Source organism: Pseudomonas sp. 2995-3 (assembly GCF_002742565.1).
Classification (GTDB): Bacteria; Pseudomonadota; Gammaproteobacteria; order Pseudomonadales; family Pseudomonadaceae; genus Aquipseudomonas; species Aquipseudomonas edaphica.
In genome coordinates this window covers 43,286-67,700 of the sequence record NZ_LJSB01000038.1, presented here as the reverse complement: position 1 = coordinate 67,700, position 24,415 = coordinate 43,286, and the positions used below count along the sequence as shown (strand labels likewise).

23 protein-coding genes are annotated in these 24,415 nt (G+C 62.1%); 12 read left to right on the top strand and 11 right to left on the bottom strand.

What is annotated here, in order from left to right:
* Nucleotides 1-9: 9 nt before the first annotated feature.
* The 6 genes from nusB to nrdR all read right to left on the bottom strand — a co-directional run bounded on the left by nusB (nucleotide 10) and on the right by nrdR (nucleotide 4,492).
* A complete protein-coding gene (nusB, locus tag AOA62_RS00530) occupies nucleotides 10-510 on the bottom strand; it encodes a transcription antitermination factor NusB (RefSeq protein ID WP_017135996.1) in 501 nt (166 codons plus the stop codon).
* Nucleotides 507-983 (bottom strand): 6,7-dimethyl-8-ribityllumazine synthase, encoded by a 477-nt coding sequence (ribE, locus tag AOA62_RS00525; RefSeq protein WP_003176356.1) that lies wholly within the window; start codon nucleotides 981-983, stop codon nucleotides 507-509. The genes nusB and ribE overlap by 4 nt, the downstream gene beginning before the upstream one ends.
* A gap of 88 nt (nucleotides 984-1,071) precedes the next feature.
* Nucleotides 1,072-2,163 (bottom strand): bifunctional 3,4-dihydroxy-2-butanone-4-phosphate synthase/GTP cyclohydrolase II, encoded by a 1,092-nt coding sequence (gene ribBA / locus AOA62_RS00520; protein WP_017135995.1) that lies wholly within the window; start codon nucleotides 2,161-2,163, stop codon nucleotides 1,072-1,074.
* A 15-nt stretch (nucleotides 2,164-2,178) separates the two neighbouring features.
* Nucleotides 2,179-2,841, bottom strand: coding sequence for a riboflavin synthase (locus tag AOA62_RS00515; protein WP_017135994.1), 663 nt, complete (start codon nucleotides 2,839-2,841; stop codon nucleotides 2,179-2,181).
* Between the two features lie 47 nt (nucleotides 2,842-2,888).
* Nucleotides 2,889-4,025: a bifunctional diaminohydroxyphosphoribosylaminopyrimidine deaminase/5-amino-6-(5-phosphoribosylamino)uracil reductase RibD gene (ribD, locus tag AOA62_RS00510; RefSeq protein ID WP_099547554.1), complete on the bottom strand. Its 1,137-nt coding sequence runs from the start codon at nucleotides 4,023-4,025 to the stop codon at nucleotides 2,889-2,891.
* Entirely contained in the window at nucleotides 4,022-4,492 is a 471-nt protein-coding gene (gene nrdR, locus AOA62_RS00505) for a transcriptional regulator NrdR (RefSeq protein WP_015886108.1), read from the bottom strand. Before nrdR ends, ribD begins: the two co-directional genes overlap by 4 nt.
* Before the next feature lie 140 nt (nucleotides 4,493-4,632).
* Here nrdR and AOA62_RS00500 point away from each other — a divergent pair, with 140 nt between their 5' ends.
* The 3 genes from AOA62_RS00500 (at nucleotide 4,633) to trxA (ending at nucleotide 6,929) form a co-directional block, all read left to right on the top strand.
* Nucleotides 4,633-5,088, top strand: a complete 456-nt coding sequence (locus AOA62_RS00500) for a YbaY family lipoprotein (RefSeq protein ID WP_099547553.1) — start codon at nucleotides 4,633-4,635, stop codon at nucleotides 5,086-5,088.
* A complete protein-coding gene (locus tag AOA62_RS00495) occupies nucleotides 5,085-5,741 on the top strand; it encodes a methyltransferase (protein WP_017135990.1) in 657 nt (218 codons plus the stop codon). Before AOA62_RS00500 ends, AOA62_RS00495 begins: the two co-directional genes overlap by 4 nt.
* Nucleotides 5,742-6,056: 315 nt before the next feature.
* Nucleotides 6,057-6,929, top strand: coding sequence for a thioredoxin (trxA, locus tag AOA62_RS00490; RefSeq protein WP_099547552.1), 873 nt, complete (start codon nucleotides 6,057-6,059; stop codon nucleotides 6,927-6,929).
* Here trxA and AOA62_RS00485 read toward each other — a convergent pair.
* A complete protein-coding gene (locus AOA62_RS00485; protein WP_099547551.1) occupies nucleotides 6,926-7,267 on the bottom strand; it encodes a hypothetical protein in 342 nt (113 codons plus the stop codon). The genes trxA and AOA62_RS00485 overlap by 4 nt on opposite strands.
* A 131-nt stretch (nucleotides 7,268-7,398) precedes the next feature.
* On the opposite strand from AOA62_RS00485, the gene AOA62_RS00480 reads away from it, so the two are divergent.
* The 5 genes from AOA62_RS00480 (at nucleotide 7,399) to AOA62_RS00460 (ending at nucleotide 11,465) form a co-directional block, all read left to right on the top strand.
* The gene (locus tag AOA62_RS00480) at nucleotides 7,399-8,010 is read left to right on the top strand and encodes a DUF2796 domain-containing protein (RefSeq protein ID WP_099547550.1); all 612 of its coding nucleotides are present in this window, start codon (nucleotides 7,399-7,401) and stop codon (nucleotides 8,008-8,010) included.
* Between the two features lie 151 nt (nucleotides 8,011-8,161).
* Entirely contained in the window at nucleotides 8,162-8,872 is a 711-nt protein-coding gene (locus AOA62_RS00475; protein ID WP_017135986.1) for an ABC transporter ATP-binding protein, read from the top strand.
* Between the two features lies 1 nt (nucleotide 8,873).
* A complete protein-coding gene (locus tag AOA62_RS00470; protein ID WP_056861908.1) occupies nucleotides 8,874-10,139 on the top strand; it encodes an ABC transporter permease in 1,266 nt (421 codons plus the stop codon).
* Nucleotides 10,140-10,150: 11 nt separating this feature from the next.
* Complete coding sequence (locus tag AOA62_RS00465) at nucleotides 10,151-10,672, top strand: DUF3299 domain-containing protein (RefSeq protein ID WP_056861907.1); 522 nt, start codon at nucleotides 10,151-10,153, stop codon at nucleotides 10,670-10,672.
* A 94-nt stretch (nucleotides 10,673-10,766) separates the two neighbouring features.
* Nucleotides 10,767-11,465, top strand: coding sequence for an OmpW family protein (locus AOA62_RS00460; protein WP_017135983.1), 699 nt, complete (start codon nucleotides 10,767-10,769; stop codon nucleotides 11,463-11,465).
* A 157-nt stretch (nucleotides 11,466-11,622) separates the two neighbouring features.
* On the opposite strand, the gene AOA62_RS00455 is transcribed toward AOA62_RS00460, so the two are convergent.
* On the bottom strand, nucleotides 11,623-12,507 hold the full coding sequence (locus AOA62_RS00455) for a sugar nucleotide-binding protein (RefSeq protein ID WP_017135982.1): 885 nt from the start codon (nucleotides 12,505-12,507) through the stop codon (nucleotides 11,623-11,625).
* A gap of 167 nt (nucleotides 12,508-12,674) precedes the next feature.
* Here AOA62_RS00455 and AOA62_RS00450 point away from each other — a divergent pair, with 167 nt between their 5' ends.
* Nucleotides 12,675-16,922 carry a DEAD/DEAH box helicase gene (locus AOA62_RS00450; RefSeq protein WP_099547549.1) on the top strand — a complete coding sequence of 1,416 codons (4,248 nt, stop codon included), beginning with the start codon at nucleotides 12,675-12,677 and terminating at the stop codon, nucleotides 16,920-16,922.
* Nucleotides 16,923-17,034: 112 nt separating this feature from the next.
* On the opposite strand, the gene AOA62_RS00445 is transcribed toward AOA62_RS00450, so the two are convergent.
* The gene (locus AOA62_RS00445; RefSeq protein WP_099547548.1) at nucleotides 17,035-19,137 is read right to left on the bottom strand and encodes a mechanosensitive ion channel family protein; all 2,103 of its coding nucleotides are present in this window, start codon (nucleotides 19,135-19,137) and stop codon (nucleotides 17,035-17,037) included.
* A 214-nt stretch (nucleotides 19,138-19,351) separates the two neighbouring features.
* On the opposite strand from AOA62_RS00445, the gene AOA62_RS00440 reads away from it, so the two are divergent.
* The 3 genes from AOA62_RS00440 to AOA62_RS00430 are packed head-to-tail and all read left to right on the top strand — an operon-like array spanning nucleotide 19,352 to nucleotide 22,336.
* Nucleotides 19,352-20,131 (top strand): endonuclease/exonuclease/phosphatase family protein, encoded by a 780-nt coding sequence (locus tag AOA62_RS00440; protein ID WP_017135979.1) that lies wholly within the window; start codon nucleotides 19,352-19,354, stop codon nucleotides 20,129-20,131.
* Nucleotides 20,128-21,390, top strand: coding sequence for a cardiolipin synthase ClsB (gene clsB / locus AOA62_RS00435; RefSeq protein ID WP_099547547.1), 1,263 nt, complete (start codon nucleotides 20,128-20,130; stop codon nucleotides 21,388-21,390). Before AOA62_RS00440 ends, clsB begins: the two co-directional genes overlap by 4 nt.
* Nucleotides 21,380-22,336, top strand: a complete 957-nt coding sequence (locus AOA62_RS00430) for a lysylphosphatidylglycerol synthase domain-containing protein (RefSeq protein ID WP_099547546.1) — start codon at nucleotides 21,380-21,382, stop codon at nucleotides 22,334-22,336. Before clsB ends, AOA62_RS00430 begins: the two co-directional genes overlap by 11 nt.
* Nucleotides 22,337-22,448: 112 nt before the next feature.
* Here the strand turns inward: AOA62_RS00430 and AOA62_RS00425 are convergent, their stop codons facing one another.
* On the bottom strand, nucleotides 22,449-23,204 hold the full coding sequence (locus tag AOA62_RS00425; RefSeq protein WP_017135976.1) for a S9 family peptidase: 756 nt from the start codon (nucleotides 23,202-23,204) through the stop codon (nucleotides 22,449-22,451).
* Nucleotides 23,194-24,303 (bottom strand): DUF3182 family protein, encoded by a 1,110-nt coding sequence (locus AOA62_RS00420; RefSeq protein WP_099547545.1) that lies wholly within the window; start codon nucleotides 24,301-24,303, stop codon nucleotides 23,194-23,196. The genes AOA62_RS00425 and AOA62_RS00420 overlap by 11 nt, the downstream gene beginning before the upstream one ends.
* Nucleotides 24,304-24,415 lie beyond the last annotated feature (112 nt).

The window sequence follows — 24,415 nt, the reverse complement described above, 5'->3', positions numbered from 1 at the left end:
TCAAGCGACTTAGCGCTTGTGTTCCTTCACTTCAGCTTCGCGCAGGCGCGGGGCCAGCTTGTCGAGCACGCCGTTGACGAACTTGTGGCCGTCGGTCGAGCCGTAGACTTTCGCCAGCTCGATACCTTCGTTGATCACCACGCGGTAAGGCACGTCGACGCGCTTGAGCAACTCCCAGGTGGACAGGCGCATCACGCACAGTTCAACCGGGTCGAGTTCTTCAATGGTCAGGTCCAGGCATGGCGCCAGAGCCGTGTCGATCTCGGTCAGGTTGGCATGCACACCGTGCAGGATATCGTGGAAGTAGCTCTGGTCGGCAAACGTGAAGTCGTTGTCGACGCGAAACTGCGCTTCGATTTCGTTCAGCGAGGCTCCGGCCATCAGGCGCTGGTACAGCGCCTGGGTCGCGAGTTGACGCGCCTTACGGCGCTTCTCGCTTTTGGATGGCTTGCCGGCATCGGCTGGACGCGGATCCTGTGGGTTGAACTGATCGCTCTCGTCGGAAATCACTTGGCCTCCAACTGCGACAGCAGGCTAACCATTTCCAGTGCGGACAAGGCAGCTTCTGCGCCCTTGTTACCGGCCTTGGTGCCGGAGCGCTCGATGGCTTGCTCGATGGAATCTACGGTCAGTACGCCGAAAGCGACTGGCACGCCGAACTCCATGGACACCTGGGCCAGGCCCTTGGTGCATTCGCCAGCCACGTATTCGAAGTGCGGAGTACCGCCCCGAATGACCGCGCCCAGGGCGATGATCGCCGCGTATTCACCCTGCTGTGCAACTTTTTGCGCAACCAGTGGAATTTCGAAGGCGCCAGGGGCGCGGATGATAGTGATGTCGCTCTCGCTCACACCGTGGCGAACCAGGGCATCCACGGCACCGCTTACCAGGCTTTCAACCACGAAGCTGTTGAAGCGGCCAACCACCAGGGCATAGCGGCCTTTGGGGGCGATGAAGGTACCTTCGATGGTCTTCAGGGTCATTCGACAAATCTCTTAAAGAGCCGGGACGCGAAAAGTGCGTCCCTCAGTGATGATTTAACCGCGAACAAGGGGCAGAAAACGCCAGCCTTTATTCGGAGGGCACGTATTCTACAACTTCCAGGTCGAATCCGGATATCGCATTAAATTTCATCGGTGCGCTCATCAGGCGCATTTTGCGCACACCGAGGTCACGCAGAATCTGCGAACCGGCACCGACGATGCTGTAGGTGGTCGGTGTTTTGACCTGGGTGTGCTCGGCGGTTTCACGAATATGCGCGAGCAATACGTCGCCATCCACCGGGTTGCCCAGCAGCAACACCACACCGCTGCCGGCCTCGGAAACCGCGGCCATGGCGGCGCGCAGGCTCCAGCGGCCCGGCTGCTTGACCATCAGCAGGTCGCGCAGCGGGTCCATGTTATGCACGCGCACCAGGGTCGGTTCTTCAGCGCAAATGCTCCCCAAGGTGAGGGCCATGTGCACATCGCCTTCGACTGAATCACGGTAGGTCACCAGGTTGAACTGGCCCAGTTCGCTGTCCAGCGGCTGCTCGGCAATCCGCTGAACGGTACGTTCGTGGATCATGCGGTAGTGAATCAGGTCGGCAATGGTGCCGATCTTGATGCCGTGTTCGGCAGCAAACGCCTCGAGTTCGGCGCGACGGGCCATGGTGCCGTCGTCGTTCATCACTTCGCAGATCACGCCGCTTGGCTCGAAACCGGCCATGCGCGCCAGGTCACAGGCCGCCTCGGTGTGGCCGGCGCGAGCGAGGGTGCCGCCCGGTTGGGCCATCAGCGGAAAAATATGGCCGGGGCTGACGATGTCTTCGGCCTTGGCGTCTTTGGCCGCAGCGGCTTGCACCGTGCGGGCACGGTCGGCGGCGGAAATGCCGGTGGTGACGCCGGTGGTCGCTTCAATCGATACGGTGAACTTGGTACCAAAACCCGAGCCATTGCGCGGCGCCATCAACGGCAGCTTGAGCAGCTCGCAGCGCTCGCGACTCATGGGCATGCAGATCAGCCCACGGGCGTGCTTGGCCATAAAGTTGATGTGCTCGGGCTTGCACGCCTCGGCGGCCATGATGATATCGCCTTCGTTCTCGCGATCTTCGTCATCCATCAGGATGACCATCTTGCCTTGGCGGATGTCTTCAACCAGTTCTTCGATGCTATTGAGCGCCACGCGGCACCCCCTTGGTCAGGATTTCAGGTAGCCGTTAGCGGCCAGAAAACTTTCAGTGATGTTCCCGGATGCTGGCTCTGCGGCCTTATCGCCCATCAGCAGGCGCTCCAGGTAACGGGCAAGCAAGTCGACTTCCAGGTTCACCCGGCGACCTGGCTGGTACGACGCCATGATGGTTTCGCTCAGGGTGTGCGGGATGATGGTCAGTTCGAATTCGGCGCCATTCACGGCGTTCACGGTCAGGCTGGTGCCGTCGACGGTGATCGAGCCTTTGTGGGCGATGTACTTGGCCAGTTCTTTCGGCGCACGAATGCGAAATTCCACGGCGCGCGCGTTTTCGCTGCGCGCAACCACTTCGCCGACGCCGTCAACGTGGCCGCTGACCAGGTGGCCGCCCAAACGGGTGGTCGGGGTCAGGGCTTTTTCCAGGTTTACTGGGCTGCCGGCTTTGAGGTCGTTCATCGCGGTGCAGTCCAGGGTTTCCCGGCTGACGTCGGCGGCAAAGCCGTTACCCGGCAACTCGATGACGGTCAGGCACACGCCGCTGACAGCGATGCTGTCGCCCAGCTTGACGTCGCCGAGGTCGAGCTTGCCGGTTTCAACCAGCAGGCGTACGTCGCCGCCCTTTGGGGTCATGGCGCGGATGCTGCCGATGGATTCGATAATGCCGGTGAACATGGCCTTCTCCTGGAAAACGGGACGGGCGCTGGAGCGCCCGGTCGGAATTATACGCTCGCTGGTGGTAGCGGGATGGCAGTGACTCGCCAGTCGTCGCCTACAGCGCGCATTTCAGTGATCTTGAGTTGGGGGGCGTCGGCCAGTTTCTCAAGCGGCCAGTCGAGCAAAGGCCGGGCGGCGGAGCCCAGGAACTTGCCGGCGACGAAAATCACGTATTCGTCGACCAGGCCTTGCTGGGCAAACGCGCCCGCCAGGCTTGGGCCGGCTTCCACCAGCACTTCGTTGACGCCACGGGCTGCCAGCGCCAGCAGCGCCGAACGCAGGTCGACCTGACCTTCAACGCCCGGCACCACCAGGCATTCCGGGCCACGCGGGAACTGGTTTTCCGGGGTGACGCAGGTGATGACCAGCGCCGGGCCGGCCTTGAAGAACGGCGCGTTGAGCGGCACCCGCAGGCGACCGTCGATCAACACGCGCAATGGCGGGCGCGACATGGCCAGAGCGGTGGTTTCTTCGTCCAGACCAAGCTCAGCGGCGCGCACAGTAAGGCGCGCACCGTCGGCCAGCACCGTATCGGCGCCGGTCAGCACTACACTGGCCTCGGCGCGCAGGCGCTGCACGGCGGCGCGGGCAGCCGGCCCGGTAATCCATTGGCTTTCGCCGCTGGCCATCGCGGTACGGCCGTCCAGGCTCATCGCCAGCTTGACCCGCACAAACGGCAGGCCGTGTTCCATACGCTTGAGGAAGCCGGGGTTCAGCGCGCGCGCTTGTTGTTCGAGTACGCCGCTGTGGGTTTCGATGCCGGCTTGAGCCAAGCGCTGCAGTCCGCGCCCGGCCACTTCCGGATTCGGGTCCTGCATCCCGGCCACTACGCGTGCCACACCGGCGGTCACCAGCGCATCGGCGCAAGGCGGCGTGCGCCCATGGTGGCTGCACGGTTCGAGGGTCACGTACACCGTGGCGCCACGGGCCTTTTCACCAGCGGCGCGCAGGGCGTTCGGCTCGGCATGGGGCTCGCCGGTGCGCTCATGCCAGCCTTCGCCGACAATCTGCCCATCCCGCACAATCACGCAGCCCACTCGTGGGTTGGGGTGGGTGGTGTACAGGCCTTTGCGCGCCAATTCGAGGGCGCGGGCCATGTAATGGGCGTCGAGGACGGCTTGTTCGGCAGACGGTGGGTTCATTCTTTGGCAGGCTCACGGGCCAGGCGGTCGATCTCTTCGCGGAACTCATTGAGGTCCTGGAAGCGTCGATACACGGAGGCGAAACGGATATAGGCGACTTCGTCGAGCTTTTGCAGCTCGCCCATCACCAGTTCTCCAACCACCAGGCTCTTGACCTCGCGCTCGCCGGTGGCGCGCAGCTTGTGCTTGATATGCACCAGCGCCGCCTCCAGTCGCTCGACACTCACCGGGCGTTTTTCCAGGGCGCGCTGCATACCGGCGCGCAGTTTTTCTTCGTCGAAAGGCTGGCGGCTGCCGTCGGACTTGATCAGACGTGGCAACACCAGTTCGGCGGTTTCGAAGGTGGTGAAACGTTCACCGCAGCCAGAGGCCAGGCATTCGCGCCGGCGGCGTACTTGATCGCCCTCGGCGACCAGACGCGAGTCAATGACCTTGGTGTCGTTGGCACCGCAGAAGGGACAGTGCATGGTTGGCAGGCAACAAAAAATGGGAGGGCCATGGTAGCGCATCCCCGTGGCAAGACAAGCCATAGCCTTTACGGTATATAGGCTGACTATTATGTTTCATATTTTTTAAGCCACGGATTTTGTCCTTTCTGGAGCCGTACATGCAGTTACGACCACTTGTTTTACTCGCCCTGTTCAGTTTTCTGGTCGCCTGTAGCAGCGAAGCCCCAAAACCGTCGACACCACAACCCGCGCCTACCCAAGAGAAAAAAGTCCCCGGCATTGAAGACCTCGGCCCCTTGCCGGCTTACCAACGGGAAATCAACGGCACTCTGAATGGCGTGCCAGCCAATGCCGAAGTCGAACTGGCCCTGCTGGTAATCGATGAGCGCAACCGCCCGCAACAACTGCTCGCCAGCAGCGTACTCACCGGCAACGGCAAGCCCCTGGCCTTCCGCTTGCGTTTTAACCCAGAGGCTTTCCCAGCCGGTGCACGGGTTGAACTGCGCGGTCGCGCCAGCCAGTCCGGCCAGTTGATCCTGCACCTGCCTGCGGTGCGTATCACCCAGGCGATCACCCAGACCACCGGCCCTCTGCAACTCGTCCGGGCACCATGACGCCACCGCTGGGCCTGCAACGCGCCCTGAGCGAACTGATCGGCGACGCACAACTGGTGCCCTGCCCGCTGCCGGGCACCGAGCTGTCGTTGTGGCTGCTGGACGCAGGCAACATGGACCGTGCCTTCAGCCAGGAAGAGACCCGGCGCATCCTGCATGAACCGCCGTACTGGAGTTTTTGCTGGGCCAGCGGTTTGGCACTGGCGCGCTACCTGGCAGCGAATCCCGAGTGGGTGGCGGGCAAACGCGTGCTGGATTTTGGCGCAGGTTCCGGTGTGGCTGCGATTGCTGCGGTTAAAGCCGGCGCGCTGGAAGTGGTGGCCTGCGACCTCGACCCGCTGGCTTTGGCCGCTTGCCGGGCAAACGCCGAACTCAATGGTGTAGCGCTGAGTTATTCAGCCGACTTTTTTGCCGAGGCCGACCGCTTCGACCTGATCCTGGTGGCCGACGTGCTCTACGACCGCGCCAACCTGCCGCTGCTCGACCACTTCTTGACGCGTGGCCATGAAGCGCTGGTGGCCGACTCCCGGGTGCGCGACTTCCAGCACCCGGCGTATCAGCGCCTGGACATCCTCGATGCGCTGACGCTGCCGGACCTGGCCGAGCCTTGGGAGTTTCGCAAAGTGAGCCTGTACCATTCGCGGCGCGCTTGAGGCCATTGCGGCATAGGTATCTACACAACCGGCTAACACGAAGTCTGTTGTAAGTGGGCTGTTGTGGCGAGCAGGCTTGTCGAATCGTCGCACCGCCTGCGTTGGGCTGCGAAGCGGCCCCAGTAAAGGCACTGCATTTTTCCTGAAAGAACTCAGCGACTGGGTTTGGGGCTGCTTCGCAGCCCAACGCAGGGCAAGCCTGCTCGCCACAGTGGAGCGCATTCTCCAGTAGGGGCTGGCTTGAACTCATCATGCTTTCAGCCAACCTCGCCAGCCCTTATAGTTGCCCCATTCCCGCTTTATTCGAGACGCCCCATGAGTGAGCTCACGCCGTACATCTTCGACGCCACCACTGCTACGTTCGACCAGGCAGTGATTCAGAACTCATTCGAAAAACCCGTGCTGGTGGATTTCTGGGCCGAGTGGTGCGCGCCGTGCAAGGCATTGATGCCGATGCTGGCGAAAATCGCCGAGAGTTATCAGGGCGAGTTGCTGCTGGCCAAGGTCGATTGCGAGGCCGAGCAGGACATCGTCGCGCGTTTTGGCATTCAAAGCCTGCCCACGGTGGTGCTGTTCAAGGACGGCCAGCCGGTGGACGGGTTTGCCGGGGCACAACCGGAGTCGGCCGTGCGAGCGATGCTGGAACCCCACGTAAAGATGCCGCCACCGAAGGCGGCTGATCCGCTGGAACAGGCCCAGGCGTTGTTTGCCGAAGGCCGTATCAGCGATGCAGAGGCCGTGCTGGTGGCGCTGCTGGGCGAGGACAACACCAACGCCGCCGCGCTGATTCTGTATGCACGTTGCCTGGCCGAACGCGGTGAATTGGGCGAAGCTCAGGCTGTGCTCGACGCGGTGAAAAGCGACGACCACAAAGCCGCCCTCGCCGGCGCCAAGGCGCAAATCACCTTCCTGCGCCAGGCCGCCGACCTGCCGGATGCCGCCGACTTGAAAAGCCGCCTGGCGCAAGACCCGCAGGACGATGAAGCAGCCTATCAGCTGGCGATTCAGCAACTGGCGCGCCAGCAATACGACGCCGCGCTGGAAGGCCTGCTCAAGCTGTTTATCCGCAACCGCAGCTACAGCGAAGGCCTGCCGCACAAGACGTTGCTGCAGGTGTTCGAACTGCTGGGCAATGACCACCCGCTGGTCACGGTGTACCGTCGCAAGTTGTTCGCCGCGCTGTATTAATCGCCGATCCAGCTGTACAGCGGCGTATCCCCGCCGCTGGCCACTTTCACACTGGCACTGTGGCGCAGCCGTACCAGCAGGCGTTTGCCTGAGGCTGCATCACCGGCCAAGCCTTCAAGCTGATCAAGCAACTCAAGCCCATTGAGTTGCCCGGCCTTGCGCAACAGATCCTGGGCGTTCTGCCACAAATCATCGTTGTGTTTGACCGGCGCAACAGCGGGCGCACCCGGCGCCGGTGTTGCCTGCAAGTGCTCGCCCAGGCGCGCCCAATCGCCGTCATCGAGTTCCAGGGTCAAATCCACCGGCAAGTCACCGACGGTTCCACGAATTCGCAACATCGCTCTTACTCCCGCAGTTTTCCGACCCGCATGCTCCCACGCGACTTGCGCAACGCCAAGCGGGCGTTCAAACTGGTGCGAATATTGTTATAAGATCACATAACAAAACTTTCATCTTATGGAGCTTTCTCATGCGCCGTCTGCTGCTTGCCTTGCCGTTCGCCCTGCTGCCCCTGGCCATCGCCCACGCCGCCGATGAACACGATCATGAGCATGAACACGGCAGCCTCGGTGCCCACGAACATGGTGTCGGCCGCCTCAATGCGGTACTCGACGGCCAGGCGCTTGAGCTGGAATTCGACAGCCCGGCCATGAACCTTGTGGGCTTTGAACACAAGGCCACCACGCCTGCCGACAAAGCCAAGGTCGCCGCCGCACGCAAGCAGCTGGAAAACCCACAGGCGCTGTTCAAGCTGCCCAAATCTGCCGGTTGTGTGATCAGCACCCAGGAACTCAACAGCCCGTTGTTTGGCGATAAGCCTGAAGCCGACCATGATGAGGACGATGACGACCACGCCACCGACGGCAAAGGCGCTGCCGCCCACGAACATCATCACGACCACAGCGAAATCCACGCGCACTACCAGTTCACCTGCGCCACGCCGACCGCGCTGAGCAACCTCGACCTGACCCAAGTGTTCAAGACCTTCCCTGCCACCCAGAAGATTCAGGTACAACTGATCGGCCCAAGCGGCCAGCAAGGTGTTGAAGCGACGGCCGCCGCAGCCACCCTGAAATTCTGATTTGAAACACGGTCAATGTGGGAGCTGGCTTGCCTGCGATAGCGGTATAACAGACACATCGATATTGAATGTGCCGCCGTCATCGCAGGCAAGCCAGCTCCCACATGGGATCGGTGCCATCATCCAAATCAAACCAGACCACTGATGCCCTATGACCCAAGCACTGATCGAACTGTCTGACCTGGGCTTCAACTGGCCCGGCCACCCGCAGTTGCTGGATATCCCCGCGTTCCGCCTGGAAGCGGGGGAAACTTTGTTTCTCAAAGGCCCGAGCGGCAGTGGCAAAACCACCTTGCTCGGGCTGTTGGGCGGCGTACAGAAACCCAGCCGTGGCAGCATTCGCCTGCTCGGCCAGGAGCTGACCGAACTCTCGGCCGGTGCCCGCGACCGCTTCCGCGTCGATCACACCGGCTATATTTTTCAGCAATTCAACCTGTTGCCGTTTCTCTCAGTGCGCGAGAACGTCGAACTGCCGTGTCACTTTTCCAGGCTGCGTGCGCAGCGGGCGACTCAGCGACACGGCAGCGTCGACCAGGCCGCCGCGACCTTGCTGGCGCATTTGGGCTTGAAGGACAAAGACCTGCTGGAACGCCGTGCCGACTCGCTGTCCATCGGCCAGCAACAACGCGTGGCCGCCGCCCGTGCGTTGATCGGCCAACCGGAACTGGTGATCGCCGACGAACCCACCTCAGCCCTCGATTACGACGCCCGCGAAGCGTTCATTCAGCTGCTGTTCGCCGAATGCCGCGAAGCAGGCGCCAGTCTGTTATTCGTCAGCCATGACCAGAGCCTCGCGCCGCTGTTCGACCGCCACCTGTCGCTGGCCGAACTCAATCGCGCCGCCACGCCCGCAGAGGTTTGAGATGTATTTGTTCCGTCTAGCCATGGCCAGCCTGGCTAACCGCCGCTTTACCGCGATCCTCACCGCCTTCGCCATCGCGCTTTCGGTGTGCCTGTTGCTCGCCGTGGAACGCGTGCGTGTGGAAGCGCGCAACAGTTTCGCCAGCACCATCAGCGGCACTGACCTGATCGTCGGCGCCCGTTCCGGCTCGGTCAACTTGCTGCTGTACTCGGTATTCCGCATCGGCAACGCCACCAATAACATCCGTTGGGACAGCTTCGAGCACTTCGCCGCCAGCCCGCAGGTGAAATGGGCGATCCCGATTTCCCTCGGCGACTCGCACCGTGGCTATCGGGTGATGGGCACCAACGCGTCCTACTTCGAGCATTACCAATATGGCCGCAAGCAGAACCTCGAACTGGCCAGCGGCCGTGCTTTCGCCACTGACCCATTCGAAGTGGTGCTCGGCGCCGAAGTGGCGGATGCGCTGCACTACAAGCTCGGCGACAAGCTGGTGCTGGCCCACGGTGTAGCAGTGGTTAGCCTGGTCAAACACGACGATAAACCGTTTACCGTGGTCGGCATTCTCAAGCGCACCGGCACGCCGGTGGACCGCACGCTGCACATCAGCCTCGGCGGTATGGAGGCGATCCATATCGACTGGCACAACGGCGTGCCGGCCCAGGGCAAAGGCCGTATCAGTGCCGACCAGGCACGCAACATGGACCTCACGCCGCAAGCGATCACTGCGTTTATGCTCGGCCTGAACAACAAGATTTCCACCTTCGCGCTGCAACGCGAGATCAATGAGTTCCGAGGCGAGCCGATGCTGGCGATATTGCCCGGCGTGGCGCTGCAAGAGCTGTGGAGCATGATGGGCACCGCCGAAAAAGCGCTGTTCGTGATCTCGCTGTTCGTGGTGCTGACCGGCTTGATCGGCATGCTCACGGCGATCCTCACCAGCCTCAATGAACGCCGCCGCGAGATGGCGATTTTGCGTTCGGTGGGCGCACGGCCGTGGCACATTGCGACTCTGCTGATCTTCGAAGCCTTCGCGCTGGCCTTGTCGGGCGTCGTGGCGGGCGTGGGTCTGCTGTACGTGTGCATCGCCGCATCGCGCGGGTATTTGCAGGCCAACTACGGCCTGGACCTGCCGATGTCGTGGCCGAGCGAATATGAATGGACCTTGCTCGCCGGTATCCTGGCCGCAGCGCTGTTGATGGGCAGCGTGCCCGCGTGGCGCGCCTATCGGCAATCTTTGGCCGATGGCCTGTCCATACGTTTATGAGGAAGCTGTCGATGCGTCGTGCCCTGTTTGCGCTGTTGCTGCTGGTGGTGGTGCCCGCCTGGGCCGACGAGCAGCCCAAGGACCTGTCGTGGCAGGAAATGATTCCACCGGACGCGCCGCCCGAAATCCCCAATATGAAACCGCTGCACGACCTGTCGAACATGGCTGATGCGCTCTCGGTGGAAGCGGCGCCTGCGGCCAAACAGGAACTGCCCAACGCGCCGGTGGTGCAGAGCCTTAACGGCAAGCACATCCGTTTGCCGGGCTATATCGTGCCCCTGGAAGTCAGCGAAGAAGGCCGCACCACCGAGTTTTTGCTGGTGCCGTATTTCGGCGCGTGCATCCACGTACCGCCGCCGCCGTCGAACCAGATCGTGCATGTGAAAAGCGAAGTCGGCGTGAAGCTCGATGAGCTGTATCAGCCGTATTGGATCGAAGGGGCGATGCAGGTCAAGCCGTCTTCCAGTGAGCTGGCCGATGCCGGTTACCAGATGGATGCCGAGAAGATTTACGTCTACGAGCTGCAGGAATAACGCTGATCGAGCTTTCATTGAGCTGAATCAAAAGATCGAACGGAACGATCTTTACCATTGGACGTACAACTTTTAACGTCCTTTTGGAGCTCCCATGAACAAGTCTCTGCTCGGCGCGTCCCTCTTCGCGCTTGCCCTTGCCGCCCCTGTCGCACACGCTCACGAAGCGGGTGACATTCTGATTCGCGCCGGTGCAATCACCGTGAACCCGAAAGCAGACAGCGGCCATGTGAAGGTTGACCAGGGGCCATTGGCCGGCACCAATCTGGGCGGCAAGGCGACCATGAGCAGCGACACCCAACTGGGCCTCAACTTTGCCTATATGATCACCAACCACATCGGTATCGAACTGCTGGCCGCCACGCCGTTCGAGCACGACGTGAAGATCAAGAACACCGCCCTGGGCGCCGCCAACGGCAAGCTCGGTACGCTCAAGCACCTGCCGCCGACCTTGAGCGTCGTGTACTACCCGCTGGACAACAAGTCCGCGTTCCAGCCGTATGTAGGCGCCGGTATCAACTACACCTGGATCTACGACGAGCACGTTGGCAGCCGCGCCGAACAAGCTGGCTTCAGCAACTTCAAGGCTGAAAACTCCTGGGGCTGGGCCGCGCAGATCGGCGCCGACTACATGATCAACGACAAGTGGATGATCAACGCCCAGGCGCGTTACATCGACATCAGCACCAAGGCGACTGTGGATAACAATGCTTTGGGCCAAGGCACACGCGCCAAGGTCAATGTGGATGTTGACCCGATGGTTTACATGGTGGGTATTGGTTACAAGTTCTAAACAACACGGCATAACCCAATGTGGGAGCTGGGCTTGTGTAGGAGTCGGGCTTGCCCGCGATACAGGCACCTCGGTGTATCAGTGATACCGGGGTGATGCTATCGCAGGCAAGCCAGCTCCCACACAAGCCCAGCTCCCACATTTTTTTGTGTTGCCTTCAGCTATGTCGGTAGAACCGATCCAGCAACGCCGGCAACCCCGCCCGCCACGCCCGTGGCTTGATGCCGAAGGTGTGGAGGATTTTCTTGCAGGCCAGCACCGCGTGCTGCGGCTCGTCCGCCGCATCCGGCCGGGCCGCGTGGGCCTGGGCGGTGGGAGATTCGATCGCCAGCGGATGGAAATTGCGCGCTTCAGTAAGGATCGCCTGCCCCAACGCCAACGGCGTGGTCGCTTCGTGGCCGGCGTAATGATAGGTGCCCCACAGCGGCGCCGCACAATCAAGTTGCTTGAGCACCGAAATGATCACCCGCGCCGCGTCGTCCACCGGCGTCGGGTTGCCGCGCCGGTCATCGGCCATCAGCAATTCATCCGGCTTTTCGGCACGGGCCAGGAAGCGCCCGAGGGTGCCATCGACACTGTCATCCAGCAGCCAGCCAAAGCGCAGCAGCACATGTTGCGGGCAGGTGGCGCGCACGCTCTGCTCGATCCGCCATAACGCCTGGCCGCGCAGGCCCAGGGGCACCGGCTCGTCTTTTTCGCTGTAGGCGGTGGCACGGGAGCCATCGAACACGCGGTAGCTGGACGGTTGCAGCAAGGTGATGTTGTGGTGCTGGCACAGTTCGGCCAGGCGTTCGATGGCGAACTCCTGGGCGGCCAAACGTGTTTCGCTGACCGCTTCGGCCTGGAACCAGTCGAAATAGTAGGCGAGGTTGATCAGCGCATCGGGACGGGTGTCGTCGAGCAATTGGGTGAGGCTCGCGGCATCCCAGCCGTCTTGGGGCGGTTTAGGTGCGAGGAAACCGATGTCTTCCTCTGCACCGAGGCGAATCAGCGCCTGCCCGAGGGCATTCCCGCCGCCCAGTAACATAAGGCGCATTCGCATAGATTGAGCAGGCCCGGTCTGTTTGGAACGATGGTTATTATCGGCAGGCGTGTGCGCCTTGCCGTAGGTTGTTGCCAGAATCGTTGCATTTTGCGGGTTTGTAGCGCAACCGTCACGGACAAAGTACCTGATTGCAACTTGTTGGCATGGGCAGTATCAATCAATAGATGAACCTTCCTGAATCAACCGACACGGTATTGGACGGCTTCCACCCCGCCGTCAGTGCCTGGTTTGGCAACACCTTCCCCTCGGTGACCGGCGCCCAGGCCCAGGCGTGGCCGCTGATCCGCCAACGCCGCTCAACCTTGATCGCCGCGCCCACAGGCTCCGGCAAGACCCTGACTGCGTTCCTGGCGGTGCTCGATGACCTGGTACACCAAGGCCTGGCCAACGGCGGTCAACTGCCGGACGAAACGCTGGTGGTGTACGTGTCGCCGCTCAAGGCGCTGTCCAACGATATCCAGATCAACCTACAAAACCCGCTGGCCGGCATCACCGCGCAATTACAGGCGCTGGGCTTGCCGCCGCTGACTATTCGCACCGCCGTGCGTACCGGCGACACCCCGCAAAAAGACCGCGCACAAATGCGCAAACGGCCGCCACATATCCTCGTCACCACGCCGGAATCCCTCTACGTGCTGCTGGGCTCGGACTCCGGTCGGCAGATGCTTTCCAGCACGCGCACGGTGATCGTCGACGAAATCCACGCCATCGCCGCCGGTAAACGTGGCAGCCACCTGGCCCTGAGCCTGGAGCGCCTGCAAGGGTTATGCAGCGAGCCGTTGACCCGCGTCGGCCTGTCGGCCACGCAAAAGCCTATCGAGGCGGTGTCGCACTTTTTGGTCGGCAGCGGGCGTGAATGCGCCATCGTCGATATCGGCCACGCGCGCCCCCGCGACCTGGATATCGAAGTACCACCAGTGCCGCTCTCGGCGGTGATGGCCAACGATGTGTGGGAATTGGTCTACGACCGCCTCGCCACGCTGGCCCGCGAACACCGCACTACGCTGGTGTTTGTCAACACCCGGCGCCTGGCCGAACGCTTGGCCCGGCACTTGAGCGAGCGTTTGGGCAAGACCGCTGTGGCCGCGCACCACGGCAGCCTGGCCAAAGAGCTGCGCCTGGACGCCGAGCAACGGCTCAAGGCCGGTGAACTGCAAGTGCTGATCGCCACCGCGTCGCTGGAGTTGGGGATTGATATCGGTGAGGTCGACCTGGTGTGCCAGATCGGCTCGCCCGGTTCCATCAACGGTTTTCTGCAAAGGGTCGGGCGTTCCGGTCACCAGGTCGGCGGCACGCCCAAGGGGCGACTGTTCGCCACCACCCGTGATGATTTGATCGAATGCGCCGCCCTGCTCGACTGCGTGCGGCGCGGCGAACTGGACACCTTGCACATCCCCATCGCCCCGCTGGACGTGCTGGCCCAACAAATCATCGCCGAAGTCAGCGCCCGCGAATGGCCGGAACAGGCGTTGCTGGACCTCATCCGTCGCGCCTCACCCTACGCCGCACTCGATGAACGCCACTACCAGGCGCTGCTGCACATGCTCGCCGACGGCTATAACGGCCGCCAGGGCATCCGCAGTGCCTACCTGCACCGTGACGCCGTGACCCACACCCTGCGCGCCCGCCGTGGCGCCAAACTCACCGCCGTGACCAGCGGTGGCACCATCCCCGACAACGCCGACTACAGCGTATTGCTGGAGCCTCAGAGCCTGAACATCGGCAGCGTCAACGAAGACTTCGCGGTGGAGAGCATCGCCGGGGATATCTTTCAGCTCGGTAATACGTCCTATAGAATCCTGCGGGTAGAAAGCGGCAAGGTGCGCGTCGAAGATGCCCACGGCCAGCCGCCGACCATCCCCTTCTGGCTGGGTGAAGCACCGGGGCGCAGCAACGAGTTGTCGTCGGCAGTCGCACGTTTTCAGGGGCAGTTGGACGCTCTGCTCAGCACCACGCCCGGTGACCTGCAACCCGCGCAAGACTGGCTCACCGCCAGCCTTGGCCTGAACCGCGCCAGCGCCGAGCAGATCCTTGATTACCTGGCCCGTGCGCGCCTGGCGCTGAGCGCATTACCGTCCCAGGACACATTGATCATGGAACGGTTTTTCGATGAGTCCGGCGGCACTCAGTTGATCATCCACACGCCGTTCGGCAGCCGCATCAACCGTGCGTGGGGCCTGGCGCTGCGCAAGCGTTTTTGCCGCACGTTCAACTTTGAATTGCAGGCAGCCGCCAGTGAGAATGCAATCGTGCTGTCGCTGTCCACCAGCCACAGTTTTGAGCTGGATGAAGTGTGGCGCTATGTGAACAGCAACAGCGCCGAACACCTGCTGATTCAGGCCGTATTGGATGCACCGCTGTTTGGCGTGCGCTGGCGCTGGAATGCCGGTGTGGCCCTGGCGTTGCCGCGCTACACCGGCGGGCGCAAGGTGGCGCCGCAGATCCAGCGCATGAAAAGCGAAGACCTGATCGCCAGCGTGTTTCCCGACCAGATTGCCTGCCTGGAAAACCTCGCCGGCGAGCGCGAAGTCCCCGAACACCCGCTGGTTGAGCAAACCCTCGACGACTGCCTGCACGAAGCCATGGACAGCGAAGGTTGGCTGACGCTGTTGCGGCGCATGGAGCGCGGCGAAGTGCGCCTGATCAGCCGCGACCTGCCTGCGCCCTCGCCCATGGCCGCCGAAATTCTCAGCGCGCGGCCCTACACCTTTCTCGACGACGCGCCATTGGAAGAGCGCCGCACCCAGGCCGTGCTCAACCGTCGCTGGAGCGACCCTCGCAGTACCGACGACCTCGGCGCGCTGGACGCCGAGGCCATTGCCGGCGTGCGTGAAGAAGCCTGGCCCGCGCCCAATGGCCTGGATGAAATGCATGAGGCGCTGATGAGCCTGGCCTGTATCGCCGACAACGAAGTCACGCCGCAATGGGCCGAGTGGTTGCATGCCTTGGCCAAGGGCGGGCGCGCCCATCAACTGGACAATGGCCTGTGGGTAGCGGTGGAACGCCTGAGTTGCCTGCAAGCGATCTATCCGAATGACTTGCCGTTGTTGCCGGGCTTCGATGAGCCCTGGACCTTTGACGATGCACTGGCCGAAGTGCTGCGCGCGCGCCTCGGCGGTTTCGGCCCATTGAGCCTGGTCGAGATCGCCACGCCGTTGGCGCTGCCGGTCGCGGATATCAGCCAGGCACTCGCGCGTCTGGAGCAGGAAGGCTATGTGCTGCGCGGCCATTTCAGCCCCGGCGCCACCCAGGAACAATGGTGCGAGCGGCATTTGCTCGCGCGTATCCATCGCTACACAGTCAAGCGTCTGCGCCGGGAAATCGAGCCGGTGGCGCTGCAGGACTTCATGCGCTTTCTGTTCGATTGGCAGCACCTGTCCGACGGCACCCGTGGCCAGGGCAGCGCAATGTTGCCGCAGATTGTCGGGCAGTTCGAAGGTTACGCCGCCGCCACCTCGGCCTGGGACAGCGACTTGCTCAGTGCGCGGCTCAAGAACTATTCCTCCACCTGGCTCGACGAGCTGTGCCGCAGCGGCAAACTGGTATGGACGCGCCTGAGCAACAAGGCCGGTGCCCTGGCACTGCGCAGTACGCCGGTGGTGTTGCTGCCGCGCAGCCAAGTGCCGTTGTGGAGCGGGCTGACCGAACCGACCGACAGCACCACGCTGTCGCCCAAGGCGCAAAAAGTCCACCTGGCGCTGCGTGAACACGGCGCGCTGTTTTTCGACGAACTGGTGCACGAAGCCCATCTGCTGCGCAGCGAACTGGAAACCGCCTTGCAGGAACTGGTGGGCGCAGGGCTGGTGAATGCCGACAGCTTTGCCGGGCTGCGAGCCTTGACCACGCCCGCCAGCAAACGCCAGGCCCGCAGTAGCCGGCGTGGGCGCGGGGCGTTTATTGGCGGCATGGACGACGCCGGGCGCTGGGCCTTGTTGCGCCGCTCGCCCAGCGCCGCCGGCCCGCATTCGGCCGAGACCCTGGAGCATGTGGCGATGACCCTGCTGCGCCGTTATGGCGTGGTGTTCTGGCGGTTGCTGGAGCGGGAGCCCGACTGGCTGCCAAGCTGGCGCGAATTGTTGCGCACCTTCCATCGCCTGGAAGCGCGGGGTGAGATTCGCGGCGGGCGGTTTGTGAGTGGTTTGGCGGGGGAACAGTTTGCGCTGCCGGAAGCGATTCCACTGTTACGCGAGGTACGCCGTCGCCCACATGACGGCAGTTTGATCGCGGTGTGCGGAGCGGACCCGTTGAACCTGGTGGGCACCTTGCTGCCGGGCGATAAAGTGCCGGCGGTGAGCGGCAATCGGATTGTGTATCGCGATGGCTTGCCGGCGGCGGTGATGGTCGCGGGTAAGCAGCAGGTGTTACTGGAGGAGGACTTGCAGGCGGTGCAGGAGAAGTTAATCAGGCGCTGAACCCTCTGTTGACCTTGCCGGCCTCATCGCGGGCAAGCCCGGCTCCCACAGGGGAATGCATTCCAACGGTGGGAGCTGGCTTGCCTGCGATGAGGCCGGAACATTCATTACATCATTGAGGCCTGTGCTGCTCGGTCACCACCACCGCACCCGGCACCTCCTCACCCGCCTCATCCACATGCGCCGAACGCTTGGGCAGCCAAACCTGCTGTGGATAAGTTTGCGCGAAGTGCACCTCATCACAGTTATCCACAAGCTTTTTCAGGCGCTGGTTAAATGCCCGGCTCACAGCATATTGCCCACCCGACACGGTACGGAACTGCGCCGTCAGCACCACGCCGTTGAGGTCCATCTTGTCGACCCCGAACACTTCCAGCGGACCTTGCAGGTTGTACTTGAGGAACACGTCATCGCGGATCGACTGCCCCGCCTCACGGATCAGCTCCACAGCCTTGTCCACGTCGGTGTCGTAGGTGAACTGCACCGAGAAGAACGCATAGGCAAACTGCCGCGACTGGTTGGTGACCGCCTTGATCTGCCCGAACGGCACCGAGTGCACAAACCCCTTGCCGTCTCGCAGGCGCAGGGTGCGGATGGTCAGGCCTTCCACGGTGCCGGCATGGCCGGAGTCGAGCACTACCCAATCGCCGATCGACAGCGTGTCTTCAATGATGATGAACAGGCCGGTGATCACGTCCTGTACCAACTGCTGGGAGCCAAAACCGATGGCCAGACCGACCACACCGGCACCGGCCAGCAGAGGTGCGACATTGATGCCCAGGTTGGCCATGGTGGTGATCGCGCAGATCACCACCAGCACGATCTTCACCGCATTGCGCAACAACGGCAGGATGGTTTTGACTCGCGTGCTGGGCTGGCGACTGGAGCGCTTGTTGACCGGCGGCTTCAAGGCTTCCTGGATCGCCGTGTCGAGCACCACCCAGAACAGCCAGGTCACCAGCAGGATCAGGCCAATGCTGCTGAGGGAATCGCTGATCGCCCGGCCTACCGAGTTACGCTGGGCAAATTCGAACAGCGATACACCCCAGATACGCCCGAGAATTTCGATAAACGCGATGGCCATGGCGATGCGCAGTATTGCGTGCAGCAGGCTGAGGAAGCGCTCTTTGTAGGCGCTGCTGCGCTGGATCGCCACTTGGCTGCGGGACTTGAACAGGTGTTGCAACACCGTGCTGAGAAACACTGTGCCGATCAACAGAATCGTGGTGAACAGCGCGCAACGCAAAGCTTTCTGGTTATCGTCGCCGGCGCCGATCAGGTTGATCGCCGAGACCAGCACCATCAACAGAATCGGCCAATACCACAGCCCGGAAAACACTCGCAGCGATTGCTGCAGCGCCGGGTGTTTGAGGCGCTGGGCCAGCGGCCGATTGCGGATCAGGTGCGCGACCGGACGGCGCAGGCGCACCACCAGCACGCCGAAAATCACCGCTGCAAACAGGCCGGTAAACACTGCGATGCTGCTGGTGATATTGCCGCCCAACTGGCGCGCGATCTGCGGGCTGGTCAGGGCATCGCTGAGAGCGGCGAGAAAGCCGATCAGGAACAGCGGCTTGGGGCAATAGTTGCGAATAATCTGCACAGCCGGGCGTTTGTGGCCGACGTTGAACATGACGATGACGCACAACAGCATCGACGTGGAGAAGATGCCGCTGCTGGTGGCATAGGCAAAACACAGCGCCAGCGCACGGCCTATGGAGCTGGGTAAAAAGTGGCTGACGTAAAGCGTCAGCGGCAGGCAGATCAGGGCTGGAATCGTGTAGGGCACCACGTAGCCAAGAACGCCCTGCAGACGCTCGCGCTGTGCAACGAAACGCCGCCGACCGAGGCGTTGCACGCTAAAGCGCCCGAGCAGCGTGAGTGCCCCAAAGGCGCCGACCCACACCCCGGACAGCAGCAGGAAGTCACCGGCCACGCTCCACGGCGAGCGTTGGGCGGTTTGATCGACCAGCCGCCCGACTTCATCCGCCGCACGGTCGGCGCGCAGGCGCCAGGCGTCGATGAGGTTCTGGTTGAGGTCGAGTTTGTCTTGCACATCGTCAATGCTGGAGCTGATGGCGCCGAGCAGGCCACCTTCGACCAGCAACTCCGGCTTGGCTGGAGCCTCAGCTGCCGCAGGCGCCGCAGCTTGCAGCGCGCCATTGCCACACACCAACAACGCGACGAGCAGTAATGCAGTCTTTAGATTCAGCAAAACGCCGGGCTCCTTCAGCAGGGTCTGTAAGGAACTGACGGGTTTGAGCGCTGATCGTTCCCACGCTCTGCGTCCATGGGACGCGGAGCGTGGGAACGATCGGTTAACAGCACCGCCTGTAGGTCACTCGAAACTTTCCGTCAACACCCGCAGTCAGCCAATAACATCAGCCAATAAAACAGGCTTCACCCTTTACTTATCCACAGGAGCGATCATGGCTGCGATTGCCGACTGGGTGCCCGTTACGCCCAGCACCGCCATCACCCGCTTCACCGTGCTGACGGTGAATATCCATAAGGGTTTCACCGCGTTGAACAGACGCTTCATCCTGCCCGAGTTGCGTGAGGCGGTGCGCAGCGTGGGTGCCGACATGGTGTTCCTGCAGGAAATCCACGGCACCCATGAGCGGCACCCGCAGCGTTACAGCGACTGGCCGAAGATGCCGCAGTATGAGTTCCTCGCCGACAGCATCTGGCCGCAGTTCGCCTACGGCCGCAACGCGGTCTACCCGCATGGCGACCACGGCAACGCGCTGCTGTCCAAATTCCAGATCATCCGCTACGACAACCTCGACATCTCCCAGAGCGGGCATGAAAGCCGTGGCCTGCTGCATTGCGTGCTGCGCTTGCCGGGCAGCGGCCAAGAGGTGCATGCGATCTGCATGCACCTGGGCCTGCGCGAGGTGCATCGCCAGCAGCAATTGCGTTTGCTGGAGCAGCGCATCGCCGAGATTCCGGCTGACGCGGCGCTGATCGTCGCCGGTGATTTCAATGACTGGCGCCAGAAGGCCAACCTGAGCCAAAGCGGGCTCAGGGAAGTGTTTATCGAAGCCCATGGCAAACCGGCGCGCACCTTTCCGGCGCGCCTGCCATTGCTGCCTTTGGATCGCATCTATGTGCGTAACCTGAAGGTGCATAACCCCAGGGCGCTGACGACGCGGCCCTGGTCTCACCTGTCAGACCACGTGCCGCTGTCGGTGGAGATCGAACTATGAATGTCGCCGTGGAACACATTGCCACCGACCAGCCACCGGATGATGCCAAGGCCCGCGACCTGGATTACGGCTGGCAACCGGGCAACCGCATTGAGCTGCTGGAGAACGGCGAGGCGTACTTTCCCGCCGTCTTCGAGGCCATGCGCCAGGCGCAGCGGGAGATCCTGCTGGAAACCTTTATTCTGTTCGAAGACAAGGTTGGCCATGAACTGCAAGGCATCCTGATTGAGGCGGCGCAGCGCGGCGTAAAGGTGATCGTCAGCCTCGATGGCTTTGGCTGCGGCGAGCTGAGCCCTGCCTTTCTCGGTGAGCTGGCCGAGGCCGGGGTGACGGTGCAAATGTTTGACCCGGCAGCGAAGATAGTGGGCATTCGCACCAACTGGTTCCGTCGCCTGCACCGCAAGATTGTGGTGGTGGACGCCGCCGTGGCGTTTATCGGCGGGATCAATTTTTCTGCCGACCACTTGGGTGATTTCGGCCCCGAAGCCAAGCAGGATTATGCCGTGCAGGTAAGCGGCCCGGCCGTGGCGGACCTGCATCATTTCGCCCTCGCCCAAAGTGGCCGCCAGGTGCGCACGCGACGCGGCTGGCGACGGCGCCAGCAACGGCCATCGCTGTGGCCGACGCACACCGACGACGGCCTGGTGCGCCTGATTTATCGCGATAACCTGCAACACCGCGATGATATCGAAGAGGCCTATATACACGCCTTGAGCAAGGCGCAAAAACGCGTGGTGATTGCCAACGCCTACTTCTTCCCAGGCTATCGCCTGCTGCGTGAAATCCGCAATGCCGCGCGACGTGGCGTACAGGTGCAACTGATCATGCAGGGCCAACCCGATGTGCTGCTGGCCAAGCTCGCCGCGCGCATGCTGTATGACTATTTGCTCAAGGATGGCGTAGTGATTCACGAGTATTGCCAGCGCCCGTTGCATGGCAAAGTGGCCTTGGTGGATGACGACTGGAGCACTGTGGGTTCGAGCAACCTGGACCCATTGAGCCTGTCGCTGAACCTGGAAGCCAACGTGCTGATTCGTGATCGCGCGTTCAATCAACAGCTGTACGAAAGCCTGGAAACACTGGCGCGCAATCATTGCCGGACCATGCCGGAAAACCGCAAGCCGCGCCTGTGGTTATGGCGATTGACCGTGGGCTTTTTGGTGTTCCATGTCATGCGGCACTTCCCCGCGCTGACGGGCTGGCTGCCAGCACACAAACCGCGCCTCAAGCCATTCGAGAGCCAGGCCCATGAGCACTGAAAGCGGCGGCTCGCGGTTCAAGCGCTGGAAGAAACCGCTGACGTTCGCGTTTTTTCTGCTGCTGATTGTGCTGTTCACCCTGCTCGCACGGCGCATCGACTGGAGCGAAGTGCTGCAAACGCTGGCGGCCTTCAAGCTGCGCACGCTGTTGATCGCCGGTGGGCTGACGCTCTGCAGCTTTCTTGTCTACGCCAGCTTCGACCTGATAGGCCGCACCTACATTCGCCAGGATTTGCGTTGGAAGCAGATCCTGCCGGTCGGGATCATCAGCTATGCCTTTAACCTCAACCTGAGCGCGTGGGTCGGCGGCATTGCCATGCGCTATCGGCTGTACTCGCGGCTCGGGGTGAGCACCAGCAATATCGCCAAGATTCTTGGGCTGAGCCTGGCCACCAACTGGTTTGGCTATATGGCTGTGGCCGGAGGGGTATTCAGCAGTGGGCTGGTGACCATGCCGCCGGGCTGGAAGGTCAGCAGCGGCGCGTTGCAAGGCATTGGCGTGGTGTTGGTGCTGGCCAGCCTGGGTTATCTGGCGGCCTGCCAGTTTGCAAAGAAACGCGCGTGGTCGATCAAAGGCATCGAGATCAACTTGCCGTCGTTGCGCATGGCTTGTTTGCAGCTGGCGCTGGGTGCGTTGAATTGGTCGTTGATGGCGGCGGTGATCTTTACGTTGCTGCCCGCCAAGCTGGACTACCCGCTGGTATTGGGCGTGCTGCTGATCAGCGCGATTGCCGGGGTGATCACCCATATCCCCGCCGGGCTCGGTGTGCTGGAAGCAGTGTTTATCGCGCTGATGCAGCATGAGGCGTCGCGGGGCAGTTTGCTTGCAGGGCTGATTGCCTACCGGGCGATCTATTTTATTTTGCCGCTGTTGGTGGCGGTGGTGATGTACCTGGCGGTGGAGGCCAAGGCCAAGGCGTTGCGGGTCAAGAAAACACCGGCGTGAACGGTGTCGGCAGTTCGATCGCCATCGCGGGCAAGCCCGCTCCCACAGGTTGCAATACATTCCAAGTGTGGGAGCCGGGCTTGCCCGCGATGAGGCCCTAAAGGGCACCCCACTATCGTGACTGAATAATGCTCAACCGCTCCCCCACCACCATCTCGGTAATCCAGTCCACCAGGATCGAGGTGTAGGCCTGCTGCGACACCGGGTCGCTCAACGAATGATCGGCGCCATCGATGATCCGATGGGTCAGCGAATGGGTGTTCTGGCAGGCCGCGCGGTAACTCATGATGGTGGCATGGGGCACATGGTCGTCGGTTTCCGACTCGACGATCAGCACATCACCGCTGAACTTGGCGCAGGCATGCAGGGCGCGATTGGTCTCGGCGTGTACCAGGGTGCTGCGGTAATCCATCAGGTCGGCCTTATCCAGGTCGCGCTTGGGCTTGAGCCACTCCTGGTCGCGATACAACGCCGGCACGCGCAGCGCCAACCAGCGTACCGGGCGCAATGAGGTGAGAATCGCCGCCAGATAGCCGCCATAACTGGTGCCCACCACGGCCACGGCCGAGGTGTCGATGGCGGGGTGTGAGAGCAGCCGATCATAGGCCGCCAGCAAATCGCGCAGGTTGTCTTCACGGGTGACGCGGGACAAGGGAATGCCGGTGCCGGCGTGGCCGCGCAGGTCGAAGGTCAGGCACACGCAGCCTAAGCCCGCGATGCCTTTGGCGCGCTCCAGGTCGCGTTCCTGGCTACCGCCCCAGCCGTGCACAAACAACACGCCGGGGACTTTGGATTTTGGACTCAGGAAGGTGCCGCTCATCTGTTCGTCGTCGATATCGATCGCAATGCTTTCGCTTCTAGCCGTCATAAGATTTAACCGTCACATACTTGAGAAGAAAGTCGCTGTTTTCGGCCGGGCCGCGATACACCTCAATAGCGTGCGCCGGCAGCGGTTGGTCCACATAGGTCTCTACCGAGGACACATGAATCGCCCGCAGGCCGGGGTTATTGATAAAGCTTTGCAGCGCGGCGACTTCCGCGCTGCTGGCCCCACCCATGCGCCAGGATTGTTCGAGCACGCCGCTACGGCGTTGGCCGTCACTGTCCAGGCCCTGGGCAATGTCGTAATTGCGCCGCGAGGCATAGAAACCAGGGTAGGCCTCATCGGCGGCACTGTCGAAGACCTGGGCTTGTTGGATGGCTTCGCGCACATCGTCGGGCAAATCGAGCTCAAGCAGATCTTCATAGCCACCGGGCACCACCAGCAAGGTCGAGCCGCCGTAAACCTCTTCGCCGTGCCCGTCCTGGGTGAGAAATTGCTCGCCGCAGTAGCTGATCACGTGATCGCCGATAAAGCTCTGGCCCACACTGTGGGTGGTGACGTCGTGCAGATCCTGCTCCAGCACTACGCCGTCGTTGAACAGCTGCGCCGCTTCGGGTCGCGCCAGCAAAGCCTCGAATGCGTCGAGGCTGTGGATAACTTCCTGGCCGCGTCCGGCACAGGCATGCACCGGTTTCACGCGAATCGGCCCGCTGTAGAGCAAGCGCGTGGCGGCAGGCAATGCGTCTTCAAGGGCAAACACGCTGAGCCCGTCGAGAACAACCGTGCGCACACGCTCACAGAACGCTGGCGACCAGCCTTCAGGCGCCGTGGCGTCAGGACTCAGCAGGCCGTGGGTGATCGCTTTGGTACAGATGAATGCGTGATCGACATAACCGCCCCACAGATCTTCCGGCCCTTTGATATTAAGCGGTCGCGCTTGAGCGGGGCCGACCAGGGTTTGGGTGGGTAACACATACAAGTCGAGGCCGGCGTGTAACTGCGGGTCATAGCTGCCGCCGAATTTTAGCCCAAGGATCTGCGCCAGCCAGCGCGCGAGGGCGCGATTGGTTTCGACTTCATGCTGCGGCGCCCCTTCTCTTGTGGAGTGGGCGACTACGCGTTTTTTGCGTTGAATCGGGGTCATGCGTCCCCCTTGGCGATCCTGCCATGTGTGTGCGAGGAAGGTTGCATGGATCACGCCAAGGCAAGGCTGGGGAGGATGGCCGTTAAATCAAACAGTTACTGACACAGCGATG

What these genes read in the sequence shown, in the direction of transcription:
- AOA62_RS00420 (WP_099547545.1), bottom strand. Translation starts at nt 24,303, where the DNA reads ATGACCCCGATTCAACGCAAAAAACGCGTAGTCGCCCACTCCACAAGA.
- AOA62_RS00515 (WP_017135994.1), bottom strand. Translation starts at nt 2,841, where the DNA reads ATGTTCACCGGCATTATCGAATCCATCGGCAGCATCCGCGCCATGACC.
- AOA62_RS00460 (WP_017135983.1), top strand. Translation starts at nt 10,767, where the DNA reads ATGAACAAGTCTCTGCTCGGCGCGTCCCTCTTCGCGCTTGCCCTTGCC.
- ribE (WP_003176356.1), bottom strand. Translation starts at nt 983, where the DNA reads ATGACCCTGAAGACCATCGAAGGTACCTTCATCGCCCCCAAAGGCCGC.
- AOA62_RS00500 (WP_099547553.1), top strand. Translation starts at nt 4,633, where the DNA reads ATGCAGTTACGACCACTTGTTTTACTCGCCCTGTTCAGTTTTCTGGTC.
- clsB (WP_099547547.1), top strand. Translation starts at nt 20,128, where the DNA reads ATGAATGTCGCCGTGGAACACATTGCCACCGACCAGCCACCGGATGAT.
- AOA62_RS00480 (WP_099547550.1), top strand. Translation starts at nt 7,399, where the DNA reads ATGCGCCGTCTGCTGCTTGCCTTGCCGTTCGCCCTGCTGCCCCTGGCC.
- AOA62_RS00465 (WP_056861907.1), top strand. Translation starts at nt 10,151, where the DNA reads ATGCGTCGTGCCCTGTTTGCGCTGTTGCTGCTGGTGGTGGTGCCCGCC.
- AOA62_RS00450 (WP_099547549.1), top strand. Translation starts at nt 12,675, where the DNA reads ATGAACCTTCCTGAATCAACCGACACGGTATTGGACGGCTTCCACCCC.
- AOA62_RS00475 (WP_017135986.1), top strand. Translation starts at nt 8,162, where the DNA reads ATGACCCAAGCACTGATCGAACTGTCTGACCTGGGCTTCAACTGGCCC.
- AOA62_RS00440 (WP_017135979.1), top strand. Translation starts at nt 19,352, where the DNA reads ATGGCTGCGATTGCCGACTGGGTGCCCGTTACGCCCAGCACCGCCATC.
- trxA (WP_099547552.1), top strand. Translation starts at nt 6,057, where the DNA reads ATGAGTGAGCTCACGCCGTACATCTTCGACGCCACCACTGCTACGTTC.
- AOA62_RS00470 (WP_056861908.1), top strand. Translation starts at nt 8,874, where the DNA reads ATGTATTTGTTCCGTCTAGCCATGGCCAGCCTGGCTAACCGCCGCTTT.
- AOA62_RS00425 (WP_017135976.1), bottom strand. Translation starts at nt 23,204, where the DNA reads ATGACGGCTAGAAGCGAAAGCATTGCGATCGATATCGACGACGAACAG.
- AOA62_RS00485 (WP_099547551.1), bottom strand. Translation starts at nt 7,267, where the DNA reads ATGTTGCGAATTCGTGGAACCGTCGGTGACTTGCCGGTGGATTTGACC.
- nrdR (WP_015886108.1), bottom strand. Translation starts at nt 4,492, where the DNA reads ATGCACTGTCCCTTCTGCGGTGCCAACGACACCAAGGTCATTGACTCG.
- AOA62_RS00495 (WP_017135990.1), top strand. Translation starts at nt 5,085, where the DNA reads ATGACGCCACCGCTGGGCCTGCAACGCGCCCTGAGCGAACTGATCGGC.
- AOA62_RS00455 (WP_017135982.1), bottom strand. Translation starts at nt 12,507, where the DNA reads ATGCGAATGCGCCTTATGTTACTGGGCGGCGGGAATGCCCTCGGGCAG.
- AOA62_RS00430 (WP_099547546.1), top strand. Translation starts at nt 21,380, where the DNA reads ATGAGCACTGAAAGCGGCGGCTCGCGGTTCAAGCGCTGGAAGAAACCG.
- ribD (WP_099547554.1), bottom strand. Translation starts at nt 4,025, where the DNA reads ATGAACCCACCGTCTGCCGAACAAGCCGTCCTCGACGCCCATTACATG.